This is a genomic window from Micromonospora sp. NBC_01412, assembly GCF_045040215.1.
In the GTDB taxonomy this organism is placed as follows: Bacteria; Actinomycetota; Actinomycetes; order Mycobacteriales; family Micromonosporaceae; genus Micromonospora; species Micromonospora rubida.
On the sequence record NZ_CP109528.1, the window covers coordinates 5440560 to 5464398 of the forward strand.

Annotated in this window: 16 protein-coding genes, 1 pseudogene and 1 riboswitch; of the genes and pseudogenes, 8 read left to right on the top strand and 9 right to left on the bottom strand. The window is 73.1% G+C overall.

The window, feature by feature from the left end; all coding sequences use genetic code 11:
* Window positions 1-172: 172 nt before the first annotated feature.
* The 3 genes and pseudogenes from OG617_RS24075 to OG617_RS24085 all read left to right on the top strand — a co-directional run.
* Window positions 173-1573 (top strand): annotated as a pseudogene (locus OG617_RS24075) (ATP-binding protein); the annotation flags it as partial.
* Window positions 1547-3580: a toprim domain-containing protein gene (locus tag OG617_RS24080; protein WP_405103930.1), complete on the top strand. Its 2034-nt coding sequence runs from the start codon at window positions 1547-1549 to the stop codon at window positions 3578-3580. The pseudogene OG617_RS24075 and the gene OG617_RS24080, both read left to right, overlap by 27 nt.
* 77 nt (window positions 3581-3657) lie before the next feature.
* Entirely contained in the window at window positions 3658-6147 is a 2490-nt protein-coding gene (locus tag OG617_RS24085) for a DNA topoisomerase (ATP-hydrolyzing) subunit A (protein ID WP_405095242.1), read from the top strand.
* Window positions 6148-6271: 124 nt separating this feature from the next.
* Here OG617_RS24085 and OG617_RS24090 read toward each other — a convergent pair whose 3' ends face one another.
* The 5 genes from OG617_RS24090 to OG617_RS24110 all read right to left on the bottom strand — a co-directional run bounded on the left by OG617_RS24090 (window position 6272) and on the right by OG617_RS24110 (window position 13010).
* On the bottom strand, window positions 6272-7618 hold the full coding sequence (locus tag OG617_RS24090) for a uracil-xanthine permease family protein (protein WP_405095243.1): 1347 nt from the start codon (window positions 7616-7618) through the stop codon (window positions 6272-6274).
* Between the two features lie 119 nt (window positions 7619-7737).
* Complete coding sequence (locus OG617_RS24095; protein ID WP_405095244.1) at window positions 7738-9003, bottom strand: glycosyltransferase family 2 protein; 1266 nt, start codon at window positions 9001-9003, stop codon at window positions 7738-7740.
* Window positions 8945-10480, bottom strand: a complete 1536-nt coding sequence (locus OG617_RS24100) for a glycosyltransferase family 39 protein (protein ID WP_405095245.1) — start codon at window positions 10478-10480, stop codon at window positions 8945-8947. Before OG617_RS24100 ends, OG617_RS24095 begins: the two co-directional genes overlap by 59 nt.
* Window positions 10481-10894: 414 nt before the next feature.
* Window positions 10895-11530 carry an alpha-ketoglutarate-dependent dioxygenase AlkB gene (locus tag OG617_RS24105; protein ID WP_405095246.1) on the bottom strand — a complete coding sequence of 212 codons (636 nt, stop codon included), beginning with the start codon at window positions 11528-11530 and terminating at the stop codon, window positions 10895-10897.
* 154 nt (window positions 11531-11684) lie between these two features.
* On the bottom strand, window positions 11685-13010 hold the full coding sequence (locus OG617_RS24110) for a polysaccharide pyruvyl transferase family protein (RefSeq protein WP_405095247.1): 1326 nt from the start codon (window positions 13008-13010) through the stop codon (window positions 11685-11687).
* A gap of 308 nt (window positions 13011-13318) precedes the next feature.
* Here OG617_RS24110 and OG617_RS24115 point away from each other — a divergent pair, with 308 nt between their 5' ends.
* From OG617_RS24115 to OG617_RS24135, 5 genes are all read left to right on the top strand, one after another.
* A complete protein-coding gene (locus OG617_RS24115; RefSeq protein ID WP_405095248.1) occupies window positions 13319-14572 on the top strand; it encodes an acyltransferase family protein in 1254 nt (417 codons plus the stop codon).
* A gap of 157 nt (window positions 14573-14729) precedes the next feature.
* Window positions 14730-15191: a hypothetical protein gene (locus OG617_RS24120; RefSeq protein WP_405095249.1), complete on the top strand. Its 462-nt coding sequence runs from the start codon at window positions 14730-14732 to the stop codon at window positions 15189-15191.
* Window positions 15192-15322: 131 nt separating this feature from the next.
* Entirely contained in the window at window positions 15323-16084 is a 762-nt protein-coding gene (locus OG617_RS24125; RefSeq protein WP_405095250.1) for a hypothetical protein, read from the top strand.
* A gap of 333 nt (window positions 16085-16417) precedes the next feature.
* Window positions 16418-16559, top strand: a riboswitch (cyclic di-AMP (ydaO/yuaA leader).
* Between the two features lie 189 nt (window positions 16560-16748).
* Entirely contained in the window at window positions 16749-17645 is an 897-nt protein-coding gene (locus OG617_RS24130; RefSeq protein ID WP_405095251.1) for a C39 family peptidase, read from the top strand.
* 236 nt (window positions 17646-17881) lie between these two features.
* Window positions 17882-18616, top strand: a complete 735-nt coding sequence (locus tag OG617_RS24135; RefSeq protein ID WP_405095252.1) for an alpha/beta fold hydrolase — start codon at window positions 17882-17884, stop codon at window positions 18614-18616.
* 69 nt (window positions 18617-18685) lie between these two features.
* On the opposite strand, the gene OG617_RS24140 is transcribed toward OG617_RS24135, so the two are convergent.
* The 4 genes from OG617_RS24140 to OG617_RS24155 all read right to left on the bottom strand — a co-directional run bounded on the left by OG617_RS24140 (window position 18686) and on the right by OG617_RS24155 (window position 23822).
* Window positions 18686-20404 (bottom strand): CDP-glycerol glycerophosphotransferase family protein, encoded by a 1719-nt coding sequence (locus tag OG617_RS24140; protein WP_405095253.1) that lies wholly within the window; start codon window positions 20402-20404, stop codon window positions 18686-18688.
* 43 nt (window positions 20405-20447) lie between these two features.
* On the bottom strand, window positions 20448-21950 hold the full coding sequence (locus tag OG617_RS24145; RefSeq protein ID WP_405095254.1) for a D-ribitol-5-phosphate cytidylyltransferase: 1503 nt from the start codon (window positions 21948-21950) through the stop codon (window positions 20448-20450).
* Between the two features lie 164 nt (window positions 21951-22114).
* On the bottom strand, window positions 22115-22933 hold the full coding sequence (locus OG617_RS24150; protein WP_405095255.1) for an ABC transporter ATP-binding protein: 819 nt from the start codon (window positions 22931-22933) through the stop codon (window positions 22115-22117).
* On the bottom strand, window positions 22926-23822 hold the full coding sequence (locus OG617_RS24155) for an ABC transporter permease (RefSeq protein WP_405095256.1): 897 nt from the start codon (window positions 23820-23822) through the stop codon (window positions 22926-22928). The genes OG617_RS24150 and OG617_RS24155 overlap by 8 nt, the downstream gene beginning before the upstream one ends.
* Window positions 23823-23839 lie beyond the last annotated feature (17 nt).

Sequence of the window (23839 nt, forward strand, 5' to 3'; positions counted from 1 at the left end):
ACTGGAAGGGGATCCGCCGACGGCGGAGCGACCCGCACACTGCGGGGTGCCTACGTCCTGTCCCACCTCCCGGTTAGGCTCGCTGCGGCGCGCCACGCGAGGTGATCGAGCCGGTGAGCGGCACCACACCGCCGAGACCTGGGAGTACGACCAGTTGACCGCACAGCCTGAGATGCTCTACGGGGCCGACGACCTGACGCACCTGGAGGGCCTGGACGCCGTACGCAAACGGCCCGGCATGTACATCGGCTCCACCGACAGCCGTGGCGTGGGTCACCTCGTCAACGAGATCCTCGACAACTCCACCGACGAGGGTGTCGCGGGTCATGCCACCCGGGTCGAGGTGATTCTGCACGCCGACGGCTCGGTGCAGGTCGACGACGACGGCCGGGGCATCCCCACCGACGTGCACGCCAAGTCCGGCATCTCGGGCGTCGAGCTGGTGCTCACCCGGCTGCACGCCGGCGGCAAGTTCGGCGGCTCCGGCTACAAGACCTCCGGCGGCCTGCACGGCGTCGGCGCCTCCGCCGTCAACGCCCTGTCCCGGCGCTTCGACGTCACGGTCCGCCGCGACGGCAAGGTGCACACCATGTCGTTCCGGCACGGCGTGCCGGGGGCCTTCGACGGCCCCAGCCCCGACGCCACGTTCACCGCCGGCCCGGGCCTCCAGGTCGCCGGCGCGATGAAGCGCGGCGCGCGCACCGGCACCTCGATCCGCTACTGGCACGACGCCCGGTACTTCGAGACCGGCGCCACGTTGGACGCCGAGGCCGTCCGGCTCAAGCTGCGCAACACCGCGTTCCTCGTCCCCGGCGTGAGCTACCTGCTGCGCGACTGCACCGGCGAGGAGCCGGTCGAGGAGACCTTCCACTTCCCCGCCGGCCTGACCGACATGGTGGAGTTCCTCGCCCCGAGCGGCGACCGGCCGGTCTCCGGCACCCTGCTGGTCACCGGCGAGGGCACCTACCGGGAGAACGCGGCCGACGCCAACGGCGTCATGCAGTCCAACGTGCAGCGACGTGCCGAGGTCGAGGTGGCGTTCCGCTGGGGCACCGGCTACGAACGCACCGTCGAGTGCTTCACCAACACCATCCGCAACGCCCACGGCGGCACCCACCGCAAGGGCTTCGAGCGAGCCATGGCCCGCACCCTCGCCGACGCGGCCCGCAGCGCCCGGGGCCTGCTCAGGCCCAAGGAGGACGCGCCCACCCTGGACGACGTCCTGGAGGGGATGACGGCCGTGGTGCACGTGCGGATCCCCGAGCCGCAGTTCACTTCGCAGACCAAGGACGAGCTGTCCACCGCCGGCATCACCAAGGTGCTCCAAGGGCTGATCGAGGCGCACCTGAAGGCGTGGCTGGAGGATCGCCGCACCAAGGTCGAGGCCCGCACGGTGCTCCAGAAGATCGTGGACGCGGCCCGGGTCCGGCTGACTCAGAAGCAGCAGAAGGACGCCGCCCGCCGCAAGACCGCCCTGGAGGGCGCGTCCATGCCTCCCAAGCTGGTCGACTGCCGCGCGACTGGGGTGGACCGTAGCGAGCTGTTCATCGTTGAGGGGGACAGCGCGCTCGGGTGCTTTACCGGCGACACCATGGTCGCGCTGGCGTCCGGGCGGAGTCGATCCTTCGCCGACCTGGCCGCCGACTGGGAGCGGGGTGTCAGCCACTTCGGCTACACGACCAACAAGGCCGGCCGGGTGGTCGTCGCTCCGTTGGTGGAGCCTCGGCTCACCAAGCGCGACGCCCCGCTGGTGCAGGTCTCCATTGACAACGGCGAGTCGGTGCGCTGCACTCCCGACCATCTGTTCCGGCTGCGCGACGGCTCGTACCGGCGGGCCGATGCGCTGGCGCCCGGCGATTCCCTGATGCCGCTCTACCGCAGCCTGTCCAGCAAGGCAGAGGGGCAGAAACTTCAGGGGTACGAGCGGGTCTGGATGAACGACAGGGAGGAATGGGTCTACACCCACTACCTGGCGGATGCCTGGAACCTGCGGCGGATGACATGGGCGGCTCATTCCGCCCTGCACGCCGCATTGATGGGTGAGCACGTCCACGCCGGCTGGCGGGAGTGGTTCGACAACGGGGGCCGGCAGATCCGCTCGGCGATGCTCACGGCCCAGTGGCGGGATCCGGCCTTCCGAGAGGCCTGCCTCGCCCGCCTGTTCGCGCTCAACGAGTCACCCAAGTTCCGGGCGAAGGTGGAACAGGCCTTTCAGACCTGGTACAAAGCGCTCGACGCCGATGAGCAGCGCGCCTACGCCGAGCGGATGCGTGAGCGGCAGGCGGCGTACTGGTCGCAACCGGAGCATCGGGAAGCGGCGGCAGAGCGGGTCCGCAGGTTCTTCGCCGACCCCTCCCGCCGGGAGGCGTGGCGGGATCGTTCGGTGCGTCAGTGGCAGGATCACGATCTGCGTGCCTGGCGGTCCCGGAAGACCGTCGAGCAGTTCGCGGATCCGGCGGAGCGGGAGCGCCAGCGCAACGCCGTGTCGGCCTGGCACCGGGACAACCCCCAGTTCGGTGAGCAGCACTCCCGTCGGATGCGGCGGCGGATGACCGACCCCAGCACCGGCCACCTCGCCAAGGCGCAGGACGGACGGGCCCGATACGTCGCCTCCGTGCCACGTCAGGAGCGGGTGAGCCGGCAGAACGACGGTCGCCGCCTGGCGGCGCTTCGTCGTATCGCGCCGTTGCTGTCGTACGCCGACGAGGACCTGGCGGCAGCCTACGAGGCCGAGCGGATGCGGCCCGCCCGCACCGGTTTCCGCTTCGACCGGCTCCTGAACCTGTACGACGGGGACTACGGGCGGCTGCGCGAGGCGGCGTCCCTGGTCAACCACCGCGTGGTGTCGGTCGAGGCTCTGAACGAGACGGCGGACGTCTACGACCTGACGGTCGACGATTACCACAACTTCGCCCTCGAAGCCGGGGTGTTCGTCCACAACAGCGCCCGCGTCGCCCGGACCGCCGAGTATCAGGCGCTTCTCCCGATTCGCGGCAAGATCCTCAACGTGCAGAAGGCGAATCTCCAGCAGGTGCTGGACAACGTCGAGTGCGCCGCGATCGTCCAGGTGCTCGGTGCCGGCTCCGGCCGCACCTTCGACCTGTCGGCGCTGCGGTACGGCCGGGTGCTGATCATGGCCGACGCCGACGTGGACGGCGCGCACATCCGCACCCTGCTGATCACCCTGTTCGCCCGGTACATGCGTCCGTTGATCGAGGCCGGCCGGCTCTACGCCGCGATGCCGCCCCTGCACAAGATCACCACGAAGGGGCGCAACCCGCAGACCACCTACACCTACACCCAGGCGGAGATGGAGGCGCTGGTCCGCAAGCTGGAGAAGTCCGGCAAGCAGATCGTCACCCCGATCCCCCGGTTCAAGGGCCTCGGCGAGATGGACGCCGACGAGCTGTGGGACACCACGATGAACCCGGCCACCCGGGCGGTCCGCCGGATCACCCTCGACGACGTCGACGCCGCCGAGCGGATCCTGGAGCTGCTGATGGGGGAGAAGGTCGAGCCCCGCCGCAACTGGCTGATCGACTCCGCCGACCGGGTCGACCGGGGGGCGATCGACGCATGAGGACCGCCCGCCGCCAGACCGATGCCCCCAGGGGGCAACGCCGCCCGACCGTGGCCCGCCGAGGAGAGAGCTGAACCATGGCACGCCGTAAGAACACCGGTCCCCGGGCGGACCTTGCCGCCTTCGACCAGGCCGGCGCGCGGGTCTTCGACAACCCGTTGGTCACCGAGGTCTCCGACTCCTACCTGGAGTACGCCTTCTCGGTGATCCACTCCCGCGCCCTGCCGGACGCCCGGGACGGCCTCAAGCCGGTGCACCGGCGCATCCTCTACTCGATGCACGAGGCGGGCTACCGTCCGGACCGGGCGCACGTGAAGTCGGCCCGGGTGGTCGGCGACGTGATGGGCCGGTACCACCCGCACGGCGACACCGCGATCTACGACGCGATGGTCCGGCTGGCCCAGGACTTCTCGCTCAACGTCCCGCTCATCGACGGGCACGGCAACTTCGGCAGCCCCGACGACGGCCCGGCCGCCGCGCGCTACACCGAGGCCCGGATGTCCCGGGAGGCGATGCTGCTCGTCGGCGAGCTGGGCGAGGACACGGTCGACGTCGAGCCCAACTACGACGGCTCGCTCACCCAGCCGACCGTGCTGCCGGCCGCGTTCCCGAACCTGCTGGTCAACGGGGCCTCCGGCATCGCGGTCGGGATGGCCACCAACATGATCCCGCACAACCTGGGCGAGGTCGTCTCCGCCGCCCGGTGGCTGATCAACCACCCGGACGCCGACCTGGACAGGCTGATGGAGTTCATCCCCGGGCCGGACCTGCCGACCGGCGGCGTGCTGCTCGGCCTGGACGAGGTGCGTCGGGCGTACGAGACCGGGCGCGGCGTGGTCCGGATGCGCGGCCGGGTGGAGATCGGCCACCTGGAGGGCAGCCGGGGCCGGCAGGCGATCACCGTTGTCGAGCTGCCCTACGGCGTGGGCGCGGAGAAGGTCATCGCCGCGATCACCAACGAGGTCAACAAGACCAAGCGGCTGACCGGCATCGCCGACGTCAAGGACCTCACCGACCGGGAGAACGGCACCCGGCTCGTCATCGAGTGCAAGGTCGGGGTGAACCCGCAGGCGCTGCTGGCCGACCTCTACCGGCTCACCCCGCTGGAGCAGTCCTTCGGCGTCAACAACCTGGTGCTGGTGGACGGCCAGCCGCGGACCCTCGGGCTGAAGGCGCTGCTGGAGGTCTTCCTGCGGCACCGCTACGAGGTGGTGACCCGGCGCAGCGCGTACCGCAGGCGCAAGCGCGAGGACCGGCTGCACCTGGTCGACGGCCTGCTCATCGCGCTGTTGGACATCGACAAGGTGGTCCGGCTGATCCGGGGCAGCGACGACGCCCAGGCCGCCAAGGACGGCCTGATGCGCCAGTTCAAGCTCTCCGAGATCCAGGCCAGCTACATCCTGGACACCCCGCTGCGCCGGCTGACGAAGTTCGACCGGATCGAGCTGGAGGCCGAGCAGGAGCAGCTCCGCAAGGAGATCGCCCAGCTCTCCACCATCCTCGACGACGAGAAGGTGCTGCGGAAGGTCGTCTCCGACGAGCTGGCCGCCGTGGTGAAGCAGTTCGGCACCGAGCGGCGCACCACGCTGGTCGACGGCGACCTCAAGGAGGTGCTGGCCGCGTCCGCGCCGGCCGGTCCTCTCGAGGTGGCCGACGACCCGTGCCAGGTGATCCTCTCCGCAGCCGGGCTGGTCGCCCGGACCGCGGCCGAGTCGGAGGAGGCGTCCGAGGGGCGCCGGCGCAGCGGCCGGGTCAAGCACGACGCGGTACGCGCGGTCGTGCACTCCACGGCCCGGGGCCGGGTGCTGCTGGTGACCAGCGCGGGCCGGGCGTTCAAGGTCGACGTGCTGCCGCTGCCGGTGCTCCCCGAGCAGGCGGGCACGGTGTCGCTGCGTGGCGGCATGTCCGCCGCCGAGCTGGTGCCGCTGGAGCCGGGCGAGACGGTGGTCGGCCTGGCCCCGCTCGGTGCGCCGGCCGAGGGGTCGCCGGGGCTGGCGCTGGGCACCCGGCAGGGCGTGGTGAAGGTGTGCTCGCCGGACTGGCCGGTCCGCTCGGACGAGTTCGAGGTGATCGGCCTGCGCGAGGGCGACGAGGTGGTCGGGGCGAGCTGGCTCGCCGACGGCACCGAGACCCTCGCCTTCGTCTCCTCCGAGGCGTCGCTGCTGCGCTTCGCCGCGTCGCTGGTGCGCCCGCAGGGGCCCAAGGGCGGCGGAATGGCCGGTATCAACCTGCCTGCGGAGGCCAGGGTGGTCTTCTTCGGGGCGATCCGCACCGACGACCCGGGGCACGGGGAGCCGATGGTGGTCACCTCCACGGGCGCGACGGTGAAGGTGACGCCGTTCGGGGCGTACCCGGCGAAGGGGCGGGCGACCGGCGGGGTGCGCGCGCAGCGGTTCCTCAGGGGCGAGACGGACCTGGTGGTGGCCTGGATCGGCCCGCGCCCGGTCGGCGCGACGGCGACCGGCGACCCGGTCGACCTGCCCCCGTCCGACCCCCGCCGCGACGGCAGCGGCTTCGCCGTAATGCTCGGCCCCTCAACAGTCGGCCACCAAATCGAACGCGACTAACCCCACCCCCACCCCCACCCCCACCCCGCATGTCCGCGTTGATCAAGAGGTTTGCGTCAGCCCAAGCTTCTCGGGCGACGCAAACCTCTTGATCAATCTGGGTGGGGGTGGGGGTGGGGTGGGGTCAGAGGTTGGGTTCGGGGGTTTGGTGGGGCTTCGGGGTGGTGCCTCGGAGGTGGGCGATCAGGCGCATGCCGTGGTAGGTGACCAGGGCGGCGGCGGTGCCGAGGGCGATACCGTTGAACGAGAGGTCGCCGGCGGTGAGGGTGTAGTTCGCCGCGCCGATGATGAGGGCCACGGCGGCGGTCATCAGGTTGACCGGGTTGTGGAAGTCGACCCGGCTCTCGATCCAGATCCGGGCACCGAGCACGGCGATCAGGCCGTACAGGGCGGTGGTCGCGCCGCCGAGCACCCCGGCCGGCACGGTGAGGATCAGCGCGCCGAACTTGGGGCTGAGCCCGAGCAGCACCGCCGCCGCCCCGGCCACCCAGTACGCGGCGGTCGAGTACACCCGGGTCGCCGCCATCACGCCGATGTTCTCCGCGTACGTGGTGGTGCCGGAGCCGCCGCCGGAGCCGGCGAGCATGGTGGCCAGGCCGTCGCCGAGGAACGCCCGGCCCATGTCCCGGTCCAGGTTGCGGCCGGTCATCGCGGCGACCGCCTTGACGTGCCCGGCGTTCTCCGCGATCAGCACCAGGATCACCGGGATCACCAGTACGACCGCGCGCAGGCTGAACTGCGGCGCGTGGAAGTCGGGCAGGCCGACCCAGGCCGCCTCGCGCAGTGCGTCGACGGCCTTCCCGTCCAGGTCGCCGAGGGCGGTGGCGAGCAGCCAGCCGACCACCACGCCGAGCAGGATGGACAGCCGGGCCAGGAAGCCCCGGAACGCCACCGTGGCGAGCAGGATCACCACCAGGGTGATCACCGCGATCAGCGGCTGCGCCTTGACTCCGGTGCCGCTGCCGTCGCCGTCCCAGGCGACCGGGGCGAGGTTCAGCCCGATCAGGGCGACGATCGCGCCGGTCACCACCGGAGGCATCAGCGCGTCGATCCAACGCGCCCCGGCCAGTTGCACGATCAGGCCGACCACTGCCAGCGCGACGCCGGCCACCACGATCCCGCCGAGCGCGGGGCCGATGTCACCGCCGGCCTTCGCGGCCAGCACCGGGGCGATGAACGCGAACGACGACCCCAGGTACGACGGCAGCCGGTTGCCGGTGAGCAGCAGGAAGAGCAGGGTGCCGATGCCGGAGAAGAAGATCGTGGTGGCCGGCGGGAAGCCGGTGATCAGCGGCACGGTGAAGGTGGCGCCGAACATCGCCACCACGTGCTGCACGCCGACCCCGAGGGTGCGCGGCCAGGAGAGCCGCTCGTCGGGGTGGACCACGTCGCCGGGGCGGACGGACCGGCCGTCGCCGTGCAGGGACCACGGGGACCAGCGGGAGCGCGGCTGGGTGGGGGGCTGGGTCATGGGGCGCCCTTCGCGTCGAGGTGCTGACGGGGGCGTGGACGACCCTGGGAGTTGTTTCTAGCAGGCCGGTCCCCGGCGGCGGCGCGCTGCCCCCGCCGCCGTGGCCGGCCCGGGGTCGGCTACCCGGCGAGCACCGAGTCCGTCGCGGTGTCGTGCTGGTCGGGGCTGCCAGTGGTGGGAAGCTCCGGTTCCCGGCGGGGCTGCCGCACCACGGTCGGCGTCGGATGGGTCGGGCGGAGCGTGAGCAGGCTGCCGACCAGCCCGGAGAAGAGCACCACCACGCCGAGCGCGATGGCGGTGGCCGACGGCAGCACCACCCGGAGGGTCGCGAGCGGGTTCAGGTCGCCGAACCCGTCCAGCCCCCAGTGCCAGACGGCCGCGCCGGTGCCGGCCCCGCCCGTGGCGAGCAGCAGCAGGCCGACGGTGGCGCTGGTCTCCAGCCGCAGCAGGCGGATCCACCGGTCCGAGGCGCGCGGCGGGACCAGCCTCTCCTGCCGTCCGTAGATCTCGGCGAGGCCGCCGAAGAGCATGAGCTGCGCCCCGACCAGCACCATCAGGCACGCGTAGACCAGGGAGGCGACGTCGAGCCGGATCGGGCCGAGGGCCAGCGGGCCGGGGGTGAGCACCCCCACCCCGGCCAACCCGAGCAGGGCCAGCGCGCCACCCGGCCGGACCAGGGTCTTGCGGGGGGCGAACACAAGCAGGAAGCGTAGGTGCCGCCACCCGTCCCGCCAGGTGCGCAGGTGCGGCGGGCGGGACCGGCCGTCGGGGGACAGGGTGGTCGGCACCTCGACGATGTCGTAGCCGGCCAGCGAGGCGCGGACCACCAGCTCGGAGGCGAACTCCATGCCCGGCATGCAGAGGCCGAGGGCGCGGATCCGCTCGGCGTTGAAGCCGCGCATGCCGCAGTGGAAGTCCCGCACGCCGGACAGCCCGAACAGCATCCGCCCGAGCCAGCTCAGCACCGGGTTGCCCAGCCAGCGGTGCAGGGGCGGCATGGCGCCGGGGGCGATCCCGCCCCGGAACCGGTTGCCCATCACCACGTCGTGCCCGGCGCGTAGCTTCTCGATGAAGGGGCCGAGGTCCGACAGCGCGTACGAGTCGTCGCCGTCGGCCATGATGATGTAGCGCCCGCGGGCTTGGTCGATGCCGTTGAGCAGGGCGCCCCCGTAGCCCCGGACGGGGGCGTGCACCACCCGGGCGCCGGCCCGCTCGGCGAGCTCCTGAGAGCCGTCGGTGGAGCCGTTGTCGGAGACCAGTACCTCGCCGACGACACCGCACTCGCCCAGCGAGCGCAGCGCCTTGCGGACGCAGGTCTCCAGGGTCTCAGCCTCGTTGAGGCACGGTAGCAGCACCGTGACCTCGATCTCCCGTTCGTTCGTCATGCGCCCCGTTGCTCTCTGCCGTGGTGGGTTCGAGCCGATCTGGCTCGCGGTCAGCCGGCGTACGTCGGTCCGTCCGGGTGGGGGTCGACCGCAGCCGCTGCCAGCCGGCCGCCGCGGCGATCGGCAGGAACGCCAGGGCCGGCAGCCCGTAGCGGAGGTCGAACATCGAGGTGGCGACCGAGAAGACCATGATCCCGACGCCGATCCCCGCGTACAGCAGCGCCACCATGCTCAGCCGCAGCCCGCCCCGGCGTGGCCATCCCGCCCCGACCAGGGCGAGCAGGAGCATGGCGGCCAGGGCCGGCGGTGGGAGGACGGCGTGTCGGCCGTAGGCGTGCAGGAACCGGCTCGCCGCGTTCGGCTCGACGTCCCGCGAAGGCGCGGGCCGCCACTCGTAGTCGTCACCGGCGGTGCGCGGCACGCAGTCGTAGTCGGCCGCCCAGTTGGTCGGGGCGGGCTGTGGGCGCCACAAGTTCGCCAGGCAGGCTTCGGTCGGGCCGAGCCGGCTCGGCCAGAAGTAGCGGCCGGTGTCGGACGCCACGGCGGCCAGGTAGTCGCCCGGCTGCTGCCGGAGCACCTCGCGGGCGAACTCGTCGAGGTCCGCCGGCCGCTCGGCGGCGCGGATCGGGCTGGCCCGGTTCCAGATGAACCAGTCCGGTCGATCGGGTCGCTGGCCCAGCGGCTGCGTCGGGCAGAGCTTGCGCAGCCCGGCGCGCAGCTCCAGCCGGTCGCAGTCGGCGATCTGCGCGGTGCGTCCGTACAGGAACTTCCCGCCCTCCGCGCCGAGGGCCTCCTTGACCGTGCCGGTGGCGGCGAAGGTCGCCCCGAAGACGGCGACGATGCCCAACAGGTACGCGGTCGGGGCCCGCCAGCCGCGCCAGGGCAGCAGGAGGAACAGCAGCAGCGCGCCGACGGCGACCACGCCGGTCGGGCGGGTGGCCATGCCCAGTGCGACCGCCACCCCGGCGCCCAGCGCGGCGAGCGACCCGGGCCGCTCCCGCCGGACCAGCAGCAGCGCCGCGACGGCCAGCGTGGTGGTGAAGAGGGTCTCGGTGAGCAGGTACTGCTCCAGCGTCAGCTGGGTGGCGTCGAGCAGCACCGGCGCGGTGGCCAGCGCGGCGACCCACGGCCGCACCCCGAGGCGGCGGCGCAGCAGCAGGTACGCCGCGACGCCCAGGGCGAGCCCGGCGACGTGCTGGAGCGCCACCACCGAGGCGAAGGTGCCCGTCCACTCGAAACCCTTGAGCAGCCACGGGAACGTCCAACGTGGGGGCATGGCGGGCCACTCCCGGGACATCCGGATGTAGCTGCCCGAGTCGCCCTGGAACCACAGCGCCGGCGCGTAGGCGACCATGGCGGTGACGCGCAGTGCGATCCCCGCGGCCAGCAGGAGGACGAGCCCGACGTGGCGGCGCAGCAGGGCGGCGAGGACGCGTACGGGTCCCGACCGCCGGGCGATCGGGCGTCCAATGAGCACGTAAAGCTCCAGAGCAATGCGGAGAGTGATGGGCGCGGCCAAGCTAACACGGCCCGGGAAGTCCATGGTTACCCGAAAGTGGGCGATCACGTTACGTTTCCGGCCCGACCCGCCGGTCCGTGCGCCGGCAGGGCCGCCCCGGGACGCGCGGCCCCTGCGGGCCCTGGCCCGAACGGCCGTCGCGGCGGAACCGACCAGGTCGTCTCCGCTCTCCGTCCGGCCGGCGAATCTGGGCGGCGTGGACACCGGACCCGGCCGAGCGCGGGCGGGCGGACCTGCGCCTGCCTCCCGCGCTGGTGCCCGCCCACCACCGGAGGCCTGCCTCCTGTGCTGGTGCCCGCCCACCACCGGACCCGGCCGCGTGCGGGCGGACGGGGCGGCACCGGCGGGACGGGTGCCGGGCGCCCCGGCGGGTCAGGCGACGCCGGCGGGACGGAACTGGACGCTGACCCGGGGCCCGACGGGCCGGCTGGTCTTCGGGACCGCGTGTTCCCAGGTGCGCTGGCAGGACCCGCCCATCACCACCAGGTCGCCGTGCCCGAGCGGGAAGCGCAGGCTCGTGCCGCCCCCGCGCGGGCGCAGCAGCAGTGGCCGGGGCGAGCCGAACGAGACGATGGCCACCATCGTGTCGGTGTGCGCGGAGCGGCCCTGGGTGTCGCCGTGCCAGGCGACGCTGTCCCGTCCGTCCCGGTAGAGGCACATCCCGGCCGTCACGAACGGCTCGCCCAGCTCGGGCGCGTAGTGCGCGGTCAGGGCGGCCCGCGCGGCGGTGAGCACCGGGTGGGGGAGCGGCCGGTGGGCGGCGTACCAGCAGAGCAGCCGGGGCACGGCGACCTCGGCGTCGTACATCGTGCGGCGCTCGGCCCGCCACGGCACCTCGGCGAGCAGGGTGTCCAGCACCTGGTCGGAGCCGAGGACCCAGCCGGGCAGGTGGTCCACCCACGCGCCCCGGTCGAGCCGGTGCCGGCGCAGCCGCCCGGCGAGCCGGTCGAGCGCGGGCCCGTCGGTGGTGAGGTCGAGCATCGACGGCTGGTAGGCGGCACCGGACATGCGCCCATCCTAACGCCGCTTTCGTACACCCGTACGAGCGCGGCGTGCCATCGCCTTCCTGGCGGGCCCGTCGCCGTCCGTGGCCGGAACGCCGACGGCCCTGGCGTGGGTGCGCCGGCGGTCGTGGGTCTCTGAACAGCCCTTGACGGGAGGGTCAGCGGTTGAGTATCCGGCGCATCCGACCGCCCACCGCCGCCCGCACCCGGGTCCGCAGCCGCTGGGCGCTCAGCTCCTCGACGCTCTCCCCGAGCTCCTGGTTCCGGTCGCGCAGCCACTGGATCCGGGCGATCAGCTCGCCCGGGTCGGTGGCCGTCTGGGCGCGGATCGCCGGGGGGAAGCTCGTCTCGGCGACCTGCCGGTCGAAGTGAGCCGCGCTGTCGCCGTCGGCGAAGGAGTGGCCGAGGTCGTGCCGGGCCAGGAACGACATCATCGTGTCGAACCGGGCCTTGTGCCCGTTGTTCAGCGCGGTGTAGTCCGCCTCGTCGTAGAGCGCGACGGCATCCACGTCGGCCGACACGTCTTTCATGATCCGGTGTGGGATGTCGAAGTACCGGGCCAGCTCCAGCGTGCGCGAGTCGTGCGCGAACAGGTAGCCCGGGGTGCCGGCGATCAGCGCGGTGATGGTGCCGTGGATGCGGGTGCCGAAGTTGAAGTCGAACCCGGACAGGTAGTCCATCCAGGTCCACGGGTCGACGAACATCCGCACCTTGTCCTCGACGAAGAGCTGGTGCGAGGTGTGGATCGGGATGGCGGCCTTCTTGCCCCGTTCCTCGGGCAGGTCGCCGTAGAGCAGGGTGCCGAGGGTCTTCAGGTCCTGCGGGAGGTAGCGCAGGTTCGGGTAGCGCTGGTGGTGCGAGCTGATCACCTTCGCCATCGACTTGACGTACGGCGAGACGGTCAGCGCCACCCGGTCCTCGACGGTGAGCGTCGCCTTCCGCTTCTCCACCCGCAGGCTGTCGCCGTGCAGGAACATCGACGGGCAGCCGATCACGTCGACCGCGGAGAAGCCGAGGCTGCGCAGGTACCCCTCGGTGATCTCGCCGCGCACGCCGATGCTGTGCGACCGGTCGAGCACCGCCTTCGTGAACGCCTTCACCGTGTCGTCGATCGGTCGCAGGTACTCCCGGTCGCCGTTGACGTCGGTCTGCACGCCGACGCCCAGCACCACCACCGGGATCTTCAGCCGCTCGATGAGCCGGGTCATGGTGCCCAGCCGGCTGGCGTAGCTGCGCCGGAACGCGTTCGCCAGCGGCACCACGAAGACGTCGTACCGCTCGTTGATCTCGTCCGCCTCGCGCGGGTTGGCCCGGAACTCCGACGAGGTGATCTGCGCCGTCGAGGTCCGCAGGATCTTGTGCGCCGCGTGGCTGAACACGAGGTTGCCGGTGTTGTCGCCGATCCAGTTGCGCTCGAACGTCTCCTCCGGCGAGTAGACGTCGAACGGGCCCTTCTTGGCCCGGAGCAGGATCCGCTGGTGCATCGGTGCCGTCCTTCTCGTCGTGTCAGCCCCGTCAGGGGTGCGCTGGTGGGCGCCGACCCGCCGTGGCCCGACGAGGTCGGGGCACGCCCGTGGGTGCCGAGACCGCGATATTAGGCCATCGGACGCCCGCTCCTGGCATTCGCGTCTCCCGGCGACCGCCGATGCGGGGGCCGGGCGGGCCCAGCGGGTAGGGTGCCCGGCGGGCGGCACCCGCCGGCCCGCCACGACGCGGCGGCGCCGGCCGCCCGGGGCGACACGAGGCGAGGAGGCGCGGTGCTGGTGACCCTGCGGACGGACGGGCCGCCGGCATGACCAGCGCACCGACCGTCGTACGACCCGAGCCGCCCGCCCGCCCGGCGAGCCGGCTGCCCTCGCTGACCGGGCTGCGCTGGATCGCCGCCCTGCTGGTCTTCGGATACCACGCCGGCACCATGCGGATCGTCGCCGAGCCCGACTACCAGGCCGTCATCGACCGGCTGTTCACCCTGGGCCTGTCCGGGGTCGAGTTCTTCTTCATCCTCAGCGGGTTCGTGTTGGTCTGGTCGGCCCGCGACGGGGACCGCCGACGCGACTTCTGGCGCCGCCGGCTCGCCAAGATCTACCCCAACCACCTGCTGATGTGGGGTGTGGTGCTGCTGACCGGCGTGTGGGTCTTCGCCGACCCGGTCAACATCCGCGCCGCGGTGGAGAACCTCCTGCTGCTCCAGGCCTGGGACCCGACCCCCGGCTACTTCTACAGCGTCAACTCGGTGAGCTGGTCGCTCTCCTGCGAACTGTTCTTCTACTTCTGTCTGCCGTTCGCGTTGCCGCTGGTCCGCCGGGCGCGGCCCGGGGTGCTGTGGGCGGTGGTGGTCGCGGTGCCGTTGCTGATCGTGGCGCTCTGGCCCGGTCAGCAACTGGTGCCGCAGGAGAGCACCTGGTGGTTCACCCAGGTCTTCCCCGTCGTACGGTCCCTGGAGTTCTGGATGGGCGTCGCCGCGGCCGAGCTGCTGCGCCGGGGGCGCTGGCGGGGTCCCGGCCTCACCGCGGCCAGCGTGATCTTCGTGGCCACCTGGGTCGTCGCCTCGCAGTGGATCCGCGCCGAGCTGTGGGCGGCCCTGCTCGCGGCGGCGTACCTGCTGGTCATCGCCGCCGCAGCCGACGCGGACGTGCGCGGCGCGCGGACGCCGTGGCGGTCCCGGCCGATGGTCTGGCTCGGCGAGGTCTCCTTCGCCTTCTACCTGGTGCACGTCTTCGTCATGGTCACCGTGCTGCGGCTGGCCGACCGGCTCGGCGTGGGGCTGCCCGGCTGGTGGGGGCCGCTGGCCGTGGTCGGCTTCCTGCTGGTGAACCTGGGGCTGGCCGCGCTGCTGCACCGGTGGGTCGAGATGCCGCTGACCCGCCGGCTCGGGCCGCCCCGCCGACCCCGCCCGCCGGCTCCCGGCGGCGGGACGGCCCCCGGCGACCCGCCGGAACCGCCCGGACCGGCGACGACGGCCGCCCCCACGACGGCCGCCCCCACGACGGCCGCCCCCACGACGGAGCGCCCCCGCGAGTACGTCGCCGTCCCCGAGCGGCGCTGACCGGCCCCGCTCCCGCGCCGCCCGCCGGGGTGCCGCCAACGCGCCCGCGACGGGTGGGCGGGTGGGCCGGCGGGCCGGGGAAGAACCGGACGATCGGGACGTCGCGACACGCCCCGCCAGCGGTGCGCCCCGCGGCCGGCTTCGGTAGCGTGAGCGGGTGCTTCCCGTCGCGCCGACTTGCCCCCTGTGGTGGGTCGCGCGCTGGACCGCCCGGATGCTCACCAGCCTGGCCGTCGCGGTCGCCTTCTCGCTGGGCGCCGGATCGCTGTCGTTCGACCCGGCGCCGCCCGCCGACGCGGGCGGCCAAGCCCCGGCCTGGTCGCTGGCCGGCAGCCTGCCCGTGGTCGGGGCTCCCGACCACGACCCCGTGCCGGCCTGGTCCCTGGTCGGCAGCACGCCCGCCATCGGGGCGTCCGACCACGGCCCCGCCCCGGCCGCCGGGGTGCGCGCGGCCGGCCCCGGCCGGGCCGCCGCCGACACCCCGGCCGCCCCCGCGCACCCCGCCGCGGTCCCGCCCGGCCCGGCGGGCCGGTCCGTGGTCGACCCGGCCCCGGCGCCCCGGATGCCCGTCGGCCCCGCCCCGGCGACCGCCGGGTCGCGCGCGCCGCCGCGCGGCTGACCCGCCCGCGACACCGCCCTCTCGCGAAACCTCACCACCGCACCCGTCCGCCCGGCCCGGTGGCGCCCCGCGCCCCACCCGGTGGCGCGCGGAGCCCGCTTCCCGCATCCACCCTCCGTGAGGTGCCGACCATGGACATCGTTCTCTACCAGTTCCTCGTCGAGGTGCCGCTGGCCGCCGCCATCTGGTCGGTGCTGCTCGTGGTGGCGCTCGGGGTGCTCACCGCCCTGGTCGCCCGCCCGCAGCGGGACCGGCCGGCGGTCGACCCCGCCCCGCCCGCCGTCGACCCGGTCATCGAGGAGGCCACCGACCTGCGCCGGTACGCCGAGGAGGTGGGGGTGGCCGCCGTCGGCGCCGCCCGGACCGCCCGCCGGCGGCGCGAAGCGTGGCTGGCCGCCCAGGACGCCCTCGATCGGGCCTGGCAGGCGTACGACGAGGCGGAGGCCGCCGCGCGGCGCTTCTCCGGCGCGGGGGCCCTGCCTGCGCCGCGCACCCCCCGAACCCCCGCCGAGTACGCCGCCCGGGAGCGTTGGCTGCACCACGCCGCGACGGCCGCCCACCTGCGCGGCGAGCTGTCCATCCGGCAGCTCTGCGACGTCTTCGCGCACCGGGGCGGCTGGAACCCCCGGCTGCACCCGGCCCAGCAGGAGGTCGTGCTGGCCCGGGCGGTGCGGGACGGGAGGCAGGCCGGCCACCGGGCGGCGGTGGCCCGGGAGCGGGCGGCCTGGCGCGACGCCGAGCTGGCCGCCGAGGCCGCCCGGACGCTGGCCGTCGAGGCGTACGCCGCTGCGGAGCGGGCCCGCCCCGTCCGGTCGCCCACGCCCCGGGCAGCGACGGCGGCGGCCGGCCGCATCGTCCCCGCCGCCCGCTGGCGTCCGGCCCGGGCCGGCTGACCCGATCCGGGCGGTAGCTGACCCGATCCGGGCGTCGCGGTGGCCGGCCCCGGATTTCTTGGGTGATGCCGGTCACGTCGCTCGGGTAAACGGGCAGTCGACCCATCGGGGTGGATCGGCCGACACAACTCACCGACGATCACGACCAATCGTCCGGTTGTCGCCCTGCGGCACCCCGAAGGCCCGTAATCCCATTGAGTCACGTCAGTTCCCAATGTGCCGCAAGAAAGTTGATCGGAGAGGGTTTAGGCAGGTGGGAGGGGGTTGGCAGGGCTTCGACCGGCCAGTAATGTCGGCCCGTCCGGTGCGGTACCCGATCGCAAGAGGCGACGCCGCGCCGACCCGCTCAATCGTGACCATCACGAACCGGGGACCCAATGCAGTGTGGGGTGAATCCGCGGGCCACGGCCTGCGGTAGGGCGATCTTCCCGCCCGAATCCGTCAGCTAACCCGGTAGGCGGTGTCGGAAGGAGTGCCATCCTCGTGCAGCGCGACCCCATCCCTCGGTTGTTCCTCCACTGCGGCGCCATGGTGCCCGCGTCCGTCGCCCCTGGGCTGACGAGCTGACCCGCGCACCCGCCCGTACGCCCGGCTGACCGGGCGTCTTCCCAGAGCGGTCCCCACCGGCCGTGGACGTCTCGTCCGCGCCGCCGTGCGACGACGCATGCCCGGGTGCCCCGCTCTCCGCCCCACCCCCGTGGAGGAACACGTGAACGACCACCTCAAGCGGCAGTTGCGACGTCTCGCCACCGAGCGCCCGTACCAGGTCGTCGCCGGCTCGGCCGCGGCGCTCCTGCTGGCCTCCGGCACCGGTGTGCTGCTGGCCGGCGCCGACGACACCCCCGCCCCGCGGCAGACCACCAACGCCGCCGTGGCCGAGATCGCACCCCGCCTCGACGGCGTGGCCAGCCGCGCCCAGGCCCGGGTCGGCGCGACCGCGTCGCCCAGCGCCTCGCCGTCGCCGAGCGCCACCACGGCCGCGCCGAACCCCGACCTGACCACCAAGGCGGCCCCGAAGCAGACCACGGCGAAGGCGGCCGCCCCGAAGCCGCCGTCGTCGAAGTCCCTCGACTACGACTACCAGGCGCAGACCACCTACTTCTACTGCGGCCCCGCGGCGGTTCGCAACGCGCTCTCCGCCACCGGCGTCGGGAGCAACCAGGACGGGCTGGCCAGCCGCCTCGGCACCACCGAGATGGGCACCAACTCGGCCGAGGACACCACCCGGGTGCTCAACGAGATGGTCAAGGGCGACCCGTACCGGACCCGGATGATCCCGGGCGGCGCCGCCACCCGGGCCCAGATCGACCGGCTCCAGGCCGACGTGGTGACGGCGGTCGGCGCCGGGCGCGGCGTCGTGGTGAACATCGCCGGCGACGCCACCGACGTCGACGGCGGCTGGCACTCCTTCCCCGGCGGCCACTACATCGCCGTCGTCGGCTACCGCAACAACGGCAGCACCGTACGGATCGCCGACTCGGCGAACCCGGCCGTCCCGGCGTACTGGATCAGCACCACCGCCCTGGCGCACTGGGCGGCGACCAGGGGCTACTCGGCCTGATCGCCCTCCCCCCACCGGCCCCGGCTCACCCTGTGAGCCGGGGCCGGTGCCGTCTCACCCCGGCCGGGCCGCCCGTCGCCCGCCCCGGTCCGACCCCGCCCCGCCCGTGCCCCGACCCGGTCCGCCCGGGTCCGTGTCGTGTCCCGCCCGGGTCCGTGTCGTGTCCCGCCCCGGTCCGTGTCGTGTCCCGGTCCGGCCTCTCGCCCGGCGGGCCGCGCGGTGCGACACTGCGCTGCGTGACCGACGACACGGGTACCCGGCGCGTGGCTCTGCTGCTGCACGGCATGGGCGGCACGGGGGAGGTGTGGCTGCCCTGCGCGCCGCTGCTGGAGAGCCGCTGGCCTGGCCGGTGGCTGGCGCCCGACCTGGCCGGCCACGGCTGGTCGCCGGCGCCGTCGGTCTACACCTTCGCCGGGCTCGCCGACCGGGTGGCCGAGGGGCTGCGCCCCGGCGACCGGCTCGTGGTGCTCGGGCACTCGCTTGGCGGGGTGGTCGGCCTCGCGCTGGCCGCGCGCGGCCGAGGGCTGCCTGTCGACGCGGTGGTCGGTCTCGGGATCAAGGTCGCCTGGTCGGCCACCGAGCTGGACCGGGCCCGCGAGCTGGCCGCCCGCCCCGTGACCTGGTTGGCCTCCCGGGACGAGGCGGCCCGCCGCTACCTGCGGGTGTCCGGCCTGGCCGGGCTGGTCGCCCCGGACGATCCCGTGGTGGACGCCGGGCTGCGCCGGGAGGGCGGCCGGTGGCGGCTGGCCATGGACCCCGCGGTCTTCGGGGTCGGCGCACCGGATCTGCCCGCCCTGCTGGCCGCCGTCGACGTCCCGGTCCTCCTGGCCCGGGGCGAGCACGACCCCATGGTCACCGACGCCCAACTCGGGGAACTGGCCGTCCCGACGGCCACCCTGCCCGGCCTCGGCCACAACGCACACGTCGAAAACCCCGCCGCCGTCCTATCCCTCCTGACCCCCCACCTCTGACGGGACACGGTCCCGTTGATCAAGAGGTTTCCGTCGGCTCTGCGCCCAACCCTGACGCAAACTTCTTGATCAACGCGGGGGTCGGGGGTGGGGGTGGGGGTGAGAGGGAAGAGGGGTGGTTGGGCGGGGGGTGGGTGGGGTCCAGGTTGGGGTCAGTTCGTGGCGGGCTGCCGTCAGGAATGCCTCGGCGTACTGCTGGGTGGGGAAGTCGCCCAGGTAGCGGGAGCGGGTGGCCCAGCGGGCCGTTGCCTGCGGGTCGGTGTCGAGCAGGTGGCCGAGCACCTCGTCGAGGTTGGCCGCGTCGCGCCGCAGCACGTAGCCGGAGCCGGCCAGGGGGAACAGCTCGACGAACCGGTCGCCGTCGCCACCCATGTCCGTGACCGCGTACGGCTTGCCGGAGTAGAGGTAGTCGGAGATCACCCCGGAGACGTCCGAGAGCAGCGCGTCGGAGCGGTTCACGCAGTCGACCAGGGACATCTCCCGGCTGGCCGCGGCGCCCCAGACGTGCTGCCGGCCGGTGCGGGCCCGGTCCGCGGTGAGCAGCTCCGTGAGCCGGGCGAGCTGCCGCGCCGACGCCGGGTTCTGCCCGGTGTACGGGTGGGCGCGCAGGATCACCGTCGCGCCCCGGGCCAGCAACCCCCGGACGATGGTCTCGCCCACCGGCAGGGAGCAGTAGTTCGCGTCGGCGTGGTGCCCGGTCCAGGTCGGGGTGTAGAGCACCGTCGGGTTGGCCAGGCCGGGGGTCTGCTCCCGGCGTACCTCGATCGACTCGACCTGCGGCCGGCCGACCACGACGAACTTCTCCGCCGGGATGTCCACCCCGGCGCGGGCGTACCGGTCGATCGCGGCCGGGCCGGCCACGAAGATCCGGTCGAAGATCGCCGAGACCGGGTTGGCGCTGGGCGCCTTGTCGCTGTCGCCGTGGTGGATCTGCACGTGGGTGAGCTGGGTGAACCGGATGCAGTGGCTGTTCTTCGCCCCGTGGTTGACGTAGAACGCCACCTTGAGGCTCGGCACCAGCGCCTCGTCCATCGCCTTAAGGGTGGGGCAGTACACCACCGGGGCCGTGGTGGCCGCGGCGATCGGGGCGAGGAACTCCGGCTCCCGCACCATCACGAGGAACGGCCGGCCGATCCGCTCCAGGTAGGGCAGCCACATGGTGACCTGGTACTCCGACCCCGGCGGGGCGGAGAAGTGCAGCAGGAACTCCGGCCGGTGCGCCCGCAGCGCCCGGGTCACCGCCCCGCCCCCGGTCCCCGGCCGGAACCGCCGGCGGGCCAGGTCCAGGGCCACCGCCCCGGCGCCCGCGCCGACGCCCAGCGCCAGCAGCAGGGCGACGAACGGCGGCAGCACCAGCGCGGCGGCCAGCGCCACCGCGGCGAGCAGCACCAGCAGGGCGTCGCCCAGCCGGCCGGCGACCAGCGGGGCCCACGACCGGGCCGGGAGGTTGGCGGCCCGGATCTCCAGGTCCCCGGCCTGCCGCAGCGGACCCACCAGCAGCACCAGCCCCAGCAGCACCAGGGCCGTGGCGGCCAGCGCCGGGTCGAAGCCGGCGTCGAGCCGGCGGGCGTACCCGACCAGGATGCCGGCCGCGAGCAGCACCGACTCGGCGGTGCTGTCGGCGGCCGGCCGGACCCGGCGCTCCCAGCCGGCGGCGGCCAGGGCCGCCACCGCGAGCGCCAGCCCCCAGCCGGTCGCCCCGGTCAGCGCGAGGAAGAGGAACGCCAGCACCGCCAGGCCGGTGGTCGCCACCCGGGCGGTCAGCTTCCTGACCAGGTCACCACGCATGTCGCTTCCGCTTCTCCCGCCGTACCGCGGTGGCCGTCGTCGCTCAGCCGGCCGTGGCCGGGGTCGCCGCCGGGCCGCCCTGGGCGGGAACGCTCGCGGTGGCCCCCTCGCCCGGCGCCCGCCGGACGTCGATGACCTGCCCGGTCAGCTCGGAGACCAGCACGTCCAGCGAGGACTGGGCGACGGTCTCCGCGGCGAGCAGGGTGTGCTCCGGCTCCTCGCCGAACGCCTTGGTGCGCATCGGGGTGGCGGTGCGCTCCGGGTTGATGCAGTTGACCCGTACGCCGAACTCGGCCCACTCGTCAGACAGCGCCTGGGTCAGGTTGACCAGCGCGGCCTTGGTGGCCGAGTAGAGCGCGTAGCGGGCCCGGCCCCGGGTGTACGAGCTGGAGGTGTACAGCAGGAGCTGACCCTTGGTCTGCTGCAGGTATGGCAGGGACTGCCGGGCGATGGTGACCGGGCCGACGAAGTTGACCTGCAGGACCCGGTCCATGGTCTCCTGGTCCATCTCCGCCAGTTCGCCCTTCTCCAGGATGCCGGCGGTGACCACCACGTGGTCGATGCGGCCGGTGGCCTCGAAGGCGGTCTTCAGCGCTGCCTCGACGTCGGCGGCCCGCTCGACGTGGGTGCCGGTGGTGGAGCGGCTGAACGGGAAGACCTGCGCGCCGTAGCGGCGGGCCAGCTCGGTCAGCTCGTGGCCGATGCCGTAGCTGCCGCCGAAGACGACGATGGTCCGGCCGGTCAGCTCCTCGGTGTAGCTGCGGTGGTCGGTCAGCCGGGGGGCCTGCGCGGCGGCGAGCTGGAAGAGCTTGTCCGCGAGGTGCACGTCGACCGGGTGGGTGACCTTGATGTTCTCGTCCGAGCCGTCGATCACCTTGATCGGGGTGCCGGGCAGGTAGCGCAGCACCACGCCGCAGTCGTCGGTGGCGGCGAAGTTCGCGTCACCCCCGGCGATCCGGTACGCCTCCCGGATGGTGCCCGAGCGGAACGCCTGCGGGGTCTGGCCCCGGCGCAGGGTGGAGCGGACCGGGATGTCGGTGATGCACTCGTTCTCGTCGACCTGGATGATCGTGTCGGCCGAGGGGATCGCCACGTCGACCGCCGTGTAGGTCCAGAGCGCGTTCACGCACTCCCGGACGATCCGGCCGCTGAGCAGCGGGCGCACCGCGTCGTGGAAGAGGATGTTGACGTCGCCCTCGCCGACGGCATCCAGGGCGATCCGGGTGGTCGCGTTTCGGGTGTCGCCGCCCTCGATGACCTTGCTGACCTTGCGGAAGCCGGCCTTGTCGACGATCTGCTGGGCGTCGGGGACGTGCCCGGCGGCCATCAGCACGATGATCTCGTCGATCTCGGGGGCCGCCTCGAAGACCGCCAGGGTGTGCTCGATGATCGGCTTGCCGGCGATCTTCAGGAGCTGCTTCGGGATGCCCAGGCCCAGTCGGGTCCCGGTGCCACCGGCCAGCACCACCGCCACCGTCCGCGAGGGCCGCCACGGCGCCGGGGTCTCCGGTGTGGCGTCCGGGCCAGTGGTGTGGTCCTGCGTCATTGCCGATCCTCACTCTCAGGGAATGTCAGAAACTCTCAGGGAATGTCAGAACGATGGGTGACGGCCGTGTGGCGGCCCGGTGAACCATAACGCGTCCACCGCGTCGCCCCCAGGGACGACGCGGTGGGCCGACACCCGCACGACGCCGTACGGATGCCGGAGCACTACTTGCCGTTGGAGAAGTCCTCGTACGCGCGCAGCACCTCGTCGGTGGGCCCGTCCATCCGCAGCTCGCCCGATTCCAGCCAGATCGTCCGCTCACACGTGTCCCGGACCGAGGAGAGCTGGTGGCTGACGAGGAACACCGTGCCGGCGCCCTCCCGCAGCTCGCGGACCCGCTGCTCGCTGCGCTTGCGGAAGCCCTTGTCGCCGGTGGCGAGGGCCTCGTCGATCAGCAGCACGTCGTGCTTCTTCGCCGACGAGATGGAGAACCGCAGCCGGGCCGACATGCCCGAGGAGTACGTCCGCATCGGCAGCGAGGCGAAGTCGCCGCGCTGGTTGATCCCGGAGAACTCGATGATCTCCGGGGCCAGCCGCTGCACGTCGTCGGGGTGCATGCCCATGGCGAGGCAGCCCAGCGTGACGTTCCGCTCGCCGGACAGGTCGTTGAGCAGGGCGGCGTTGACGCCGAGCAGGGACGGCTGGCCCTGGGTGTAGACCGCGCCCCGGTTCACCGGCAGCAGGCCGGCGATGGCCCGTAGCAGGGTGGACTTGCCGGAGCCGTTGCTGCCGATCAGCCCGACCGCCTCGCCCCGGTACGCGGTGAAACTGACCCCCTTGACCGCGTGTACCTCGCGGATGTTCGGCGCCGAGGTGCGGGACGCGATCCGCTTCAGCGCGGCCACCGGGCTGGTGCCGCCGCTGGCGCCCTTGTGCACCCGGTAGATCACGTGCGCGTCGTCGACCACCACGGTCGGGATGCGTTCGGTGATCCTCGGCAGCGTCACGGTGACGTCGTTGGACGTCTCGATGTGCTCAGCCACGGCCGTACTCCTGTTCGCCCCGCCAGAAGTAGATGAAACCACCCACACCCATCACGACCGCCCAGCCCACCGCGTACAGCCAGAGCTGGAGCATCGAGGAGTTGAGCAGCGGCGCCCCCTCCAGCAGCGCGTGCCGGGCCAGCTCGATGTAGACCAGCATCGGGTTCGCCTCGACCAGCCTGGTCGCCCAGCTGGGCAGGTTCTCCTCGAACAGCGCCACGTTGTAGAGGACGCCGGAGCCGTACATCCAGGTGCGCAGCAGGAACGGCATGACCTGCTTGAGGTCGGCGATCTTCGACCCCGCCCGGGCCACCGCCATGGTGAGCCCGGCGTTGAACAACGCCTGGAGCAGCACCACCGGCACCAGCAGCAGCCACTCGACGGTGAGCGGCTCGCCGGTCACCAGCACGATGCCGACGAGCACCACCAGCGAGGCCAGCAACTGCTGGAACTGGGTGAGCATGACGGCCAGCGGCAGGCAGGCCCGGGGGAAGTGCAGCGCCCGGATCAGCCCCAGGTTGCCGGTGATCGACTGGGTGCCGTTCTGCACCGCGGTCTGGGTGAAGTTGAAGATGAACAGCCCTGCGGTGAGGTACGCGATGAAGTTCGGGATGCTGTTCTGCCTCAGCACCAGGCCGAAGATCAGGTAGTAGACCGCCGCGTTGGTCAGCGGGGTGAGCACCTGCCAGAGCTGGCCGAGCCGGGCGTTGCTGAACGAGGCGACCAGCTTGGCGTTGGAGTACGCGGCGATGAAGTGCCGGTACGCCCACAGGCGGCGGGTGTAGTCCGCCAGGGACGGCCGTTCGCCGGCGACCCGCAGCCCGTACCGGGCGGCCAGCTGCGCCTGGGTCAGGCCGGCGTCGGGGTCGGCCAGCGCGGTGTTGGCCATGGGATGGGCGCTCCGAT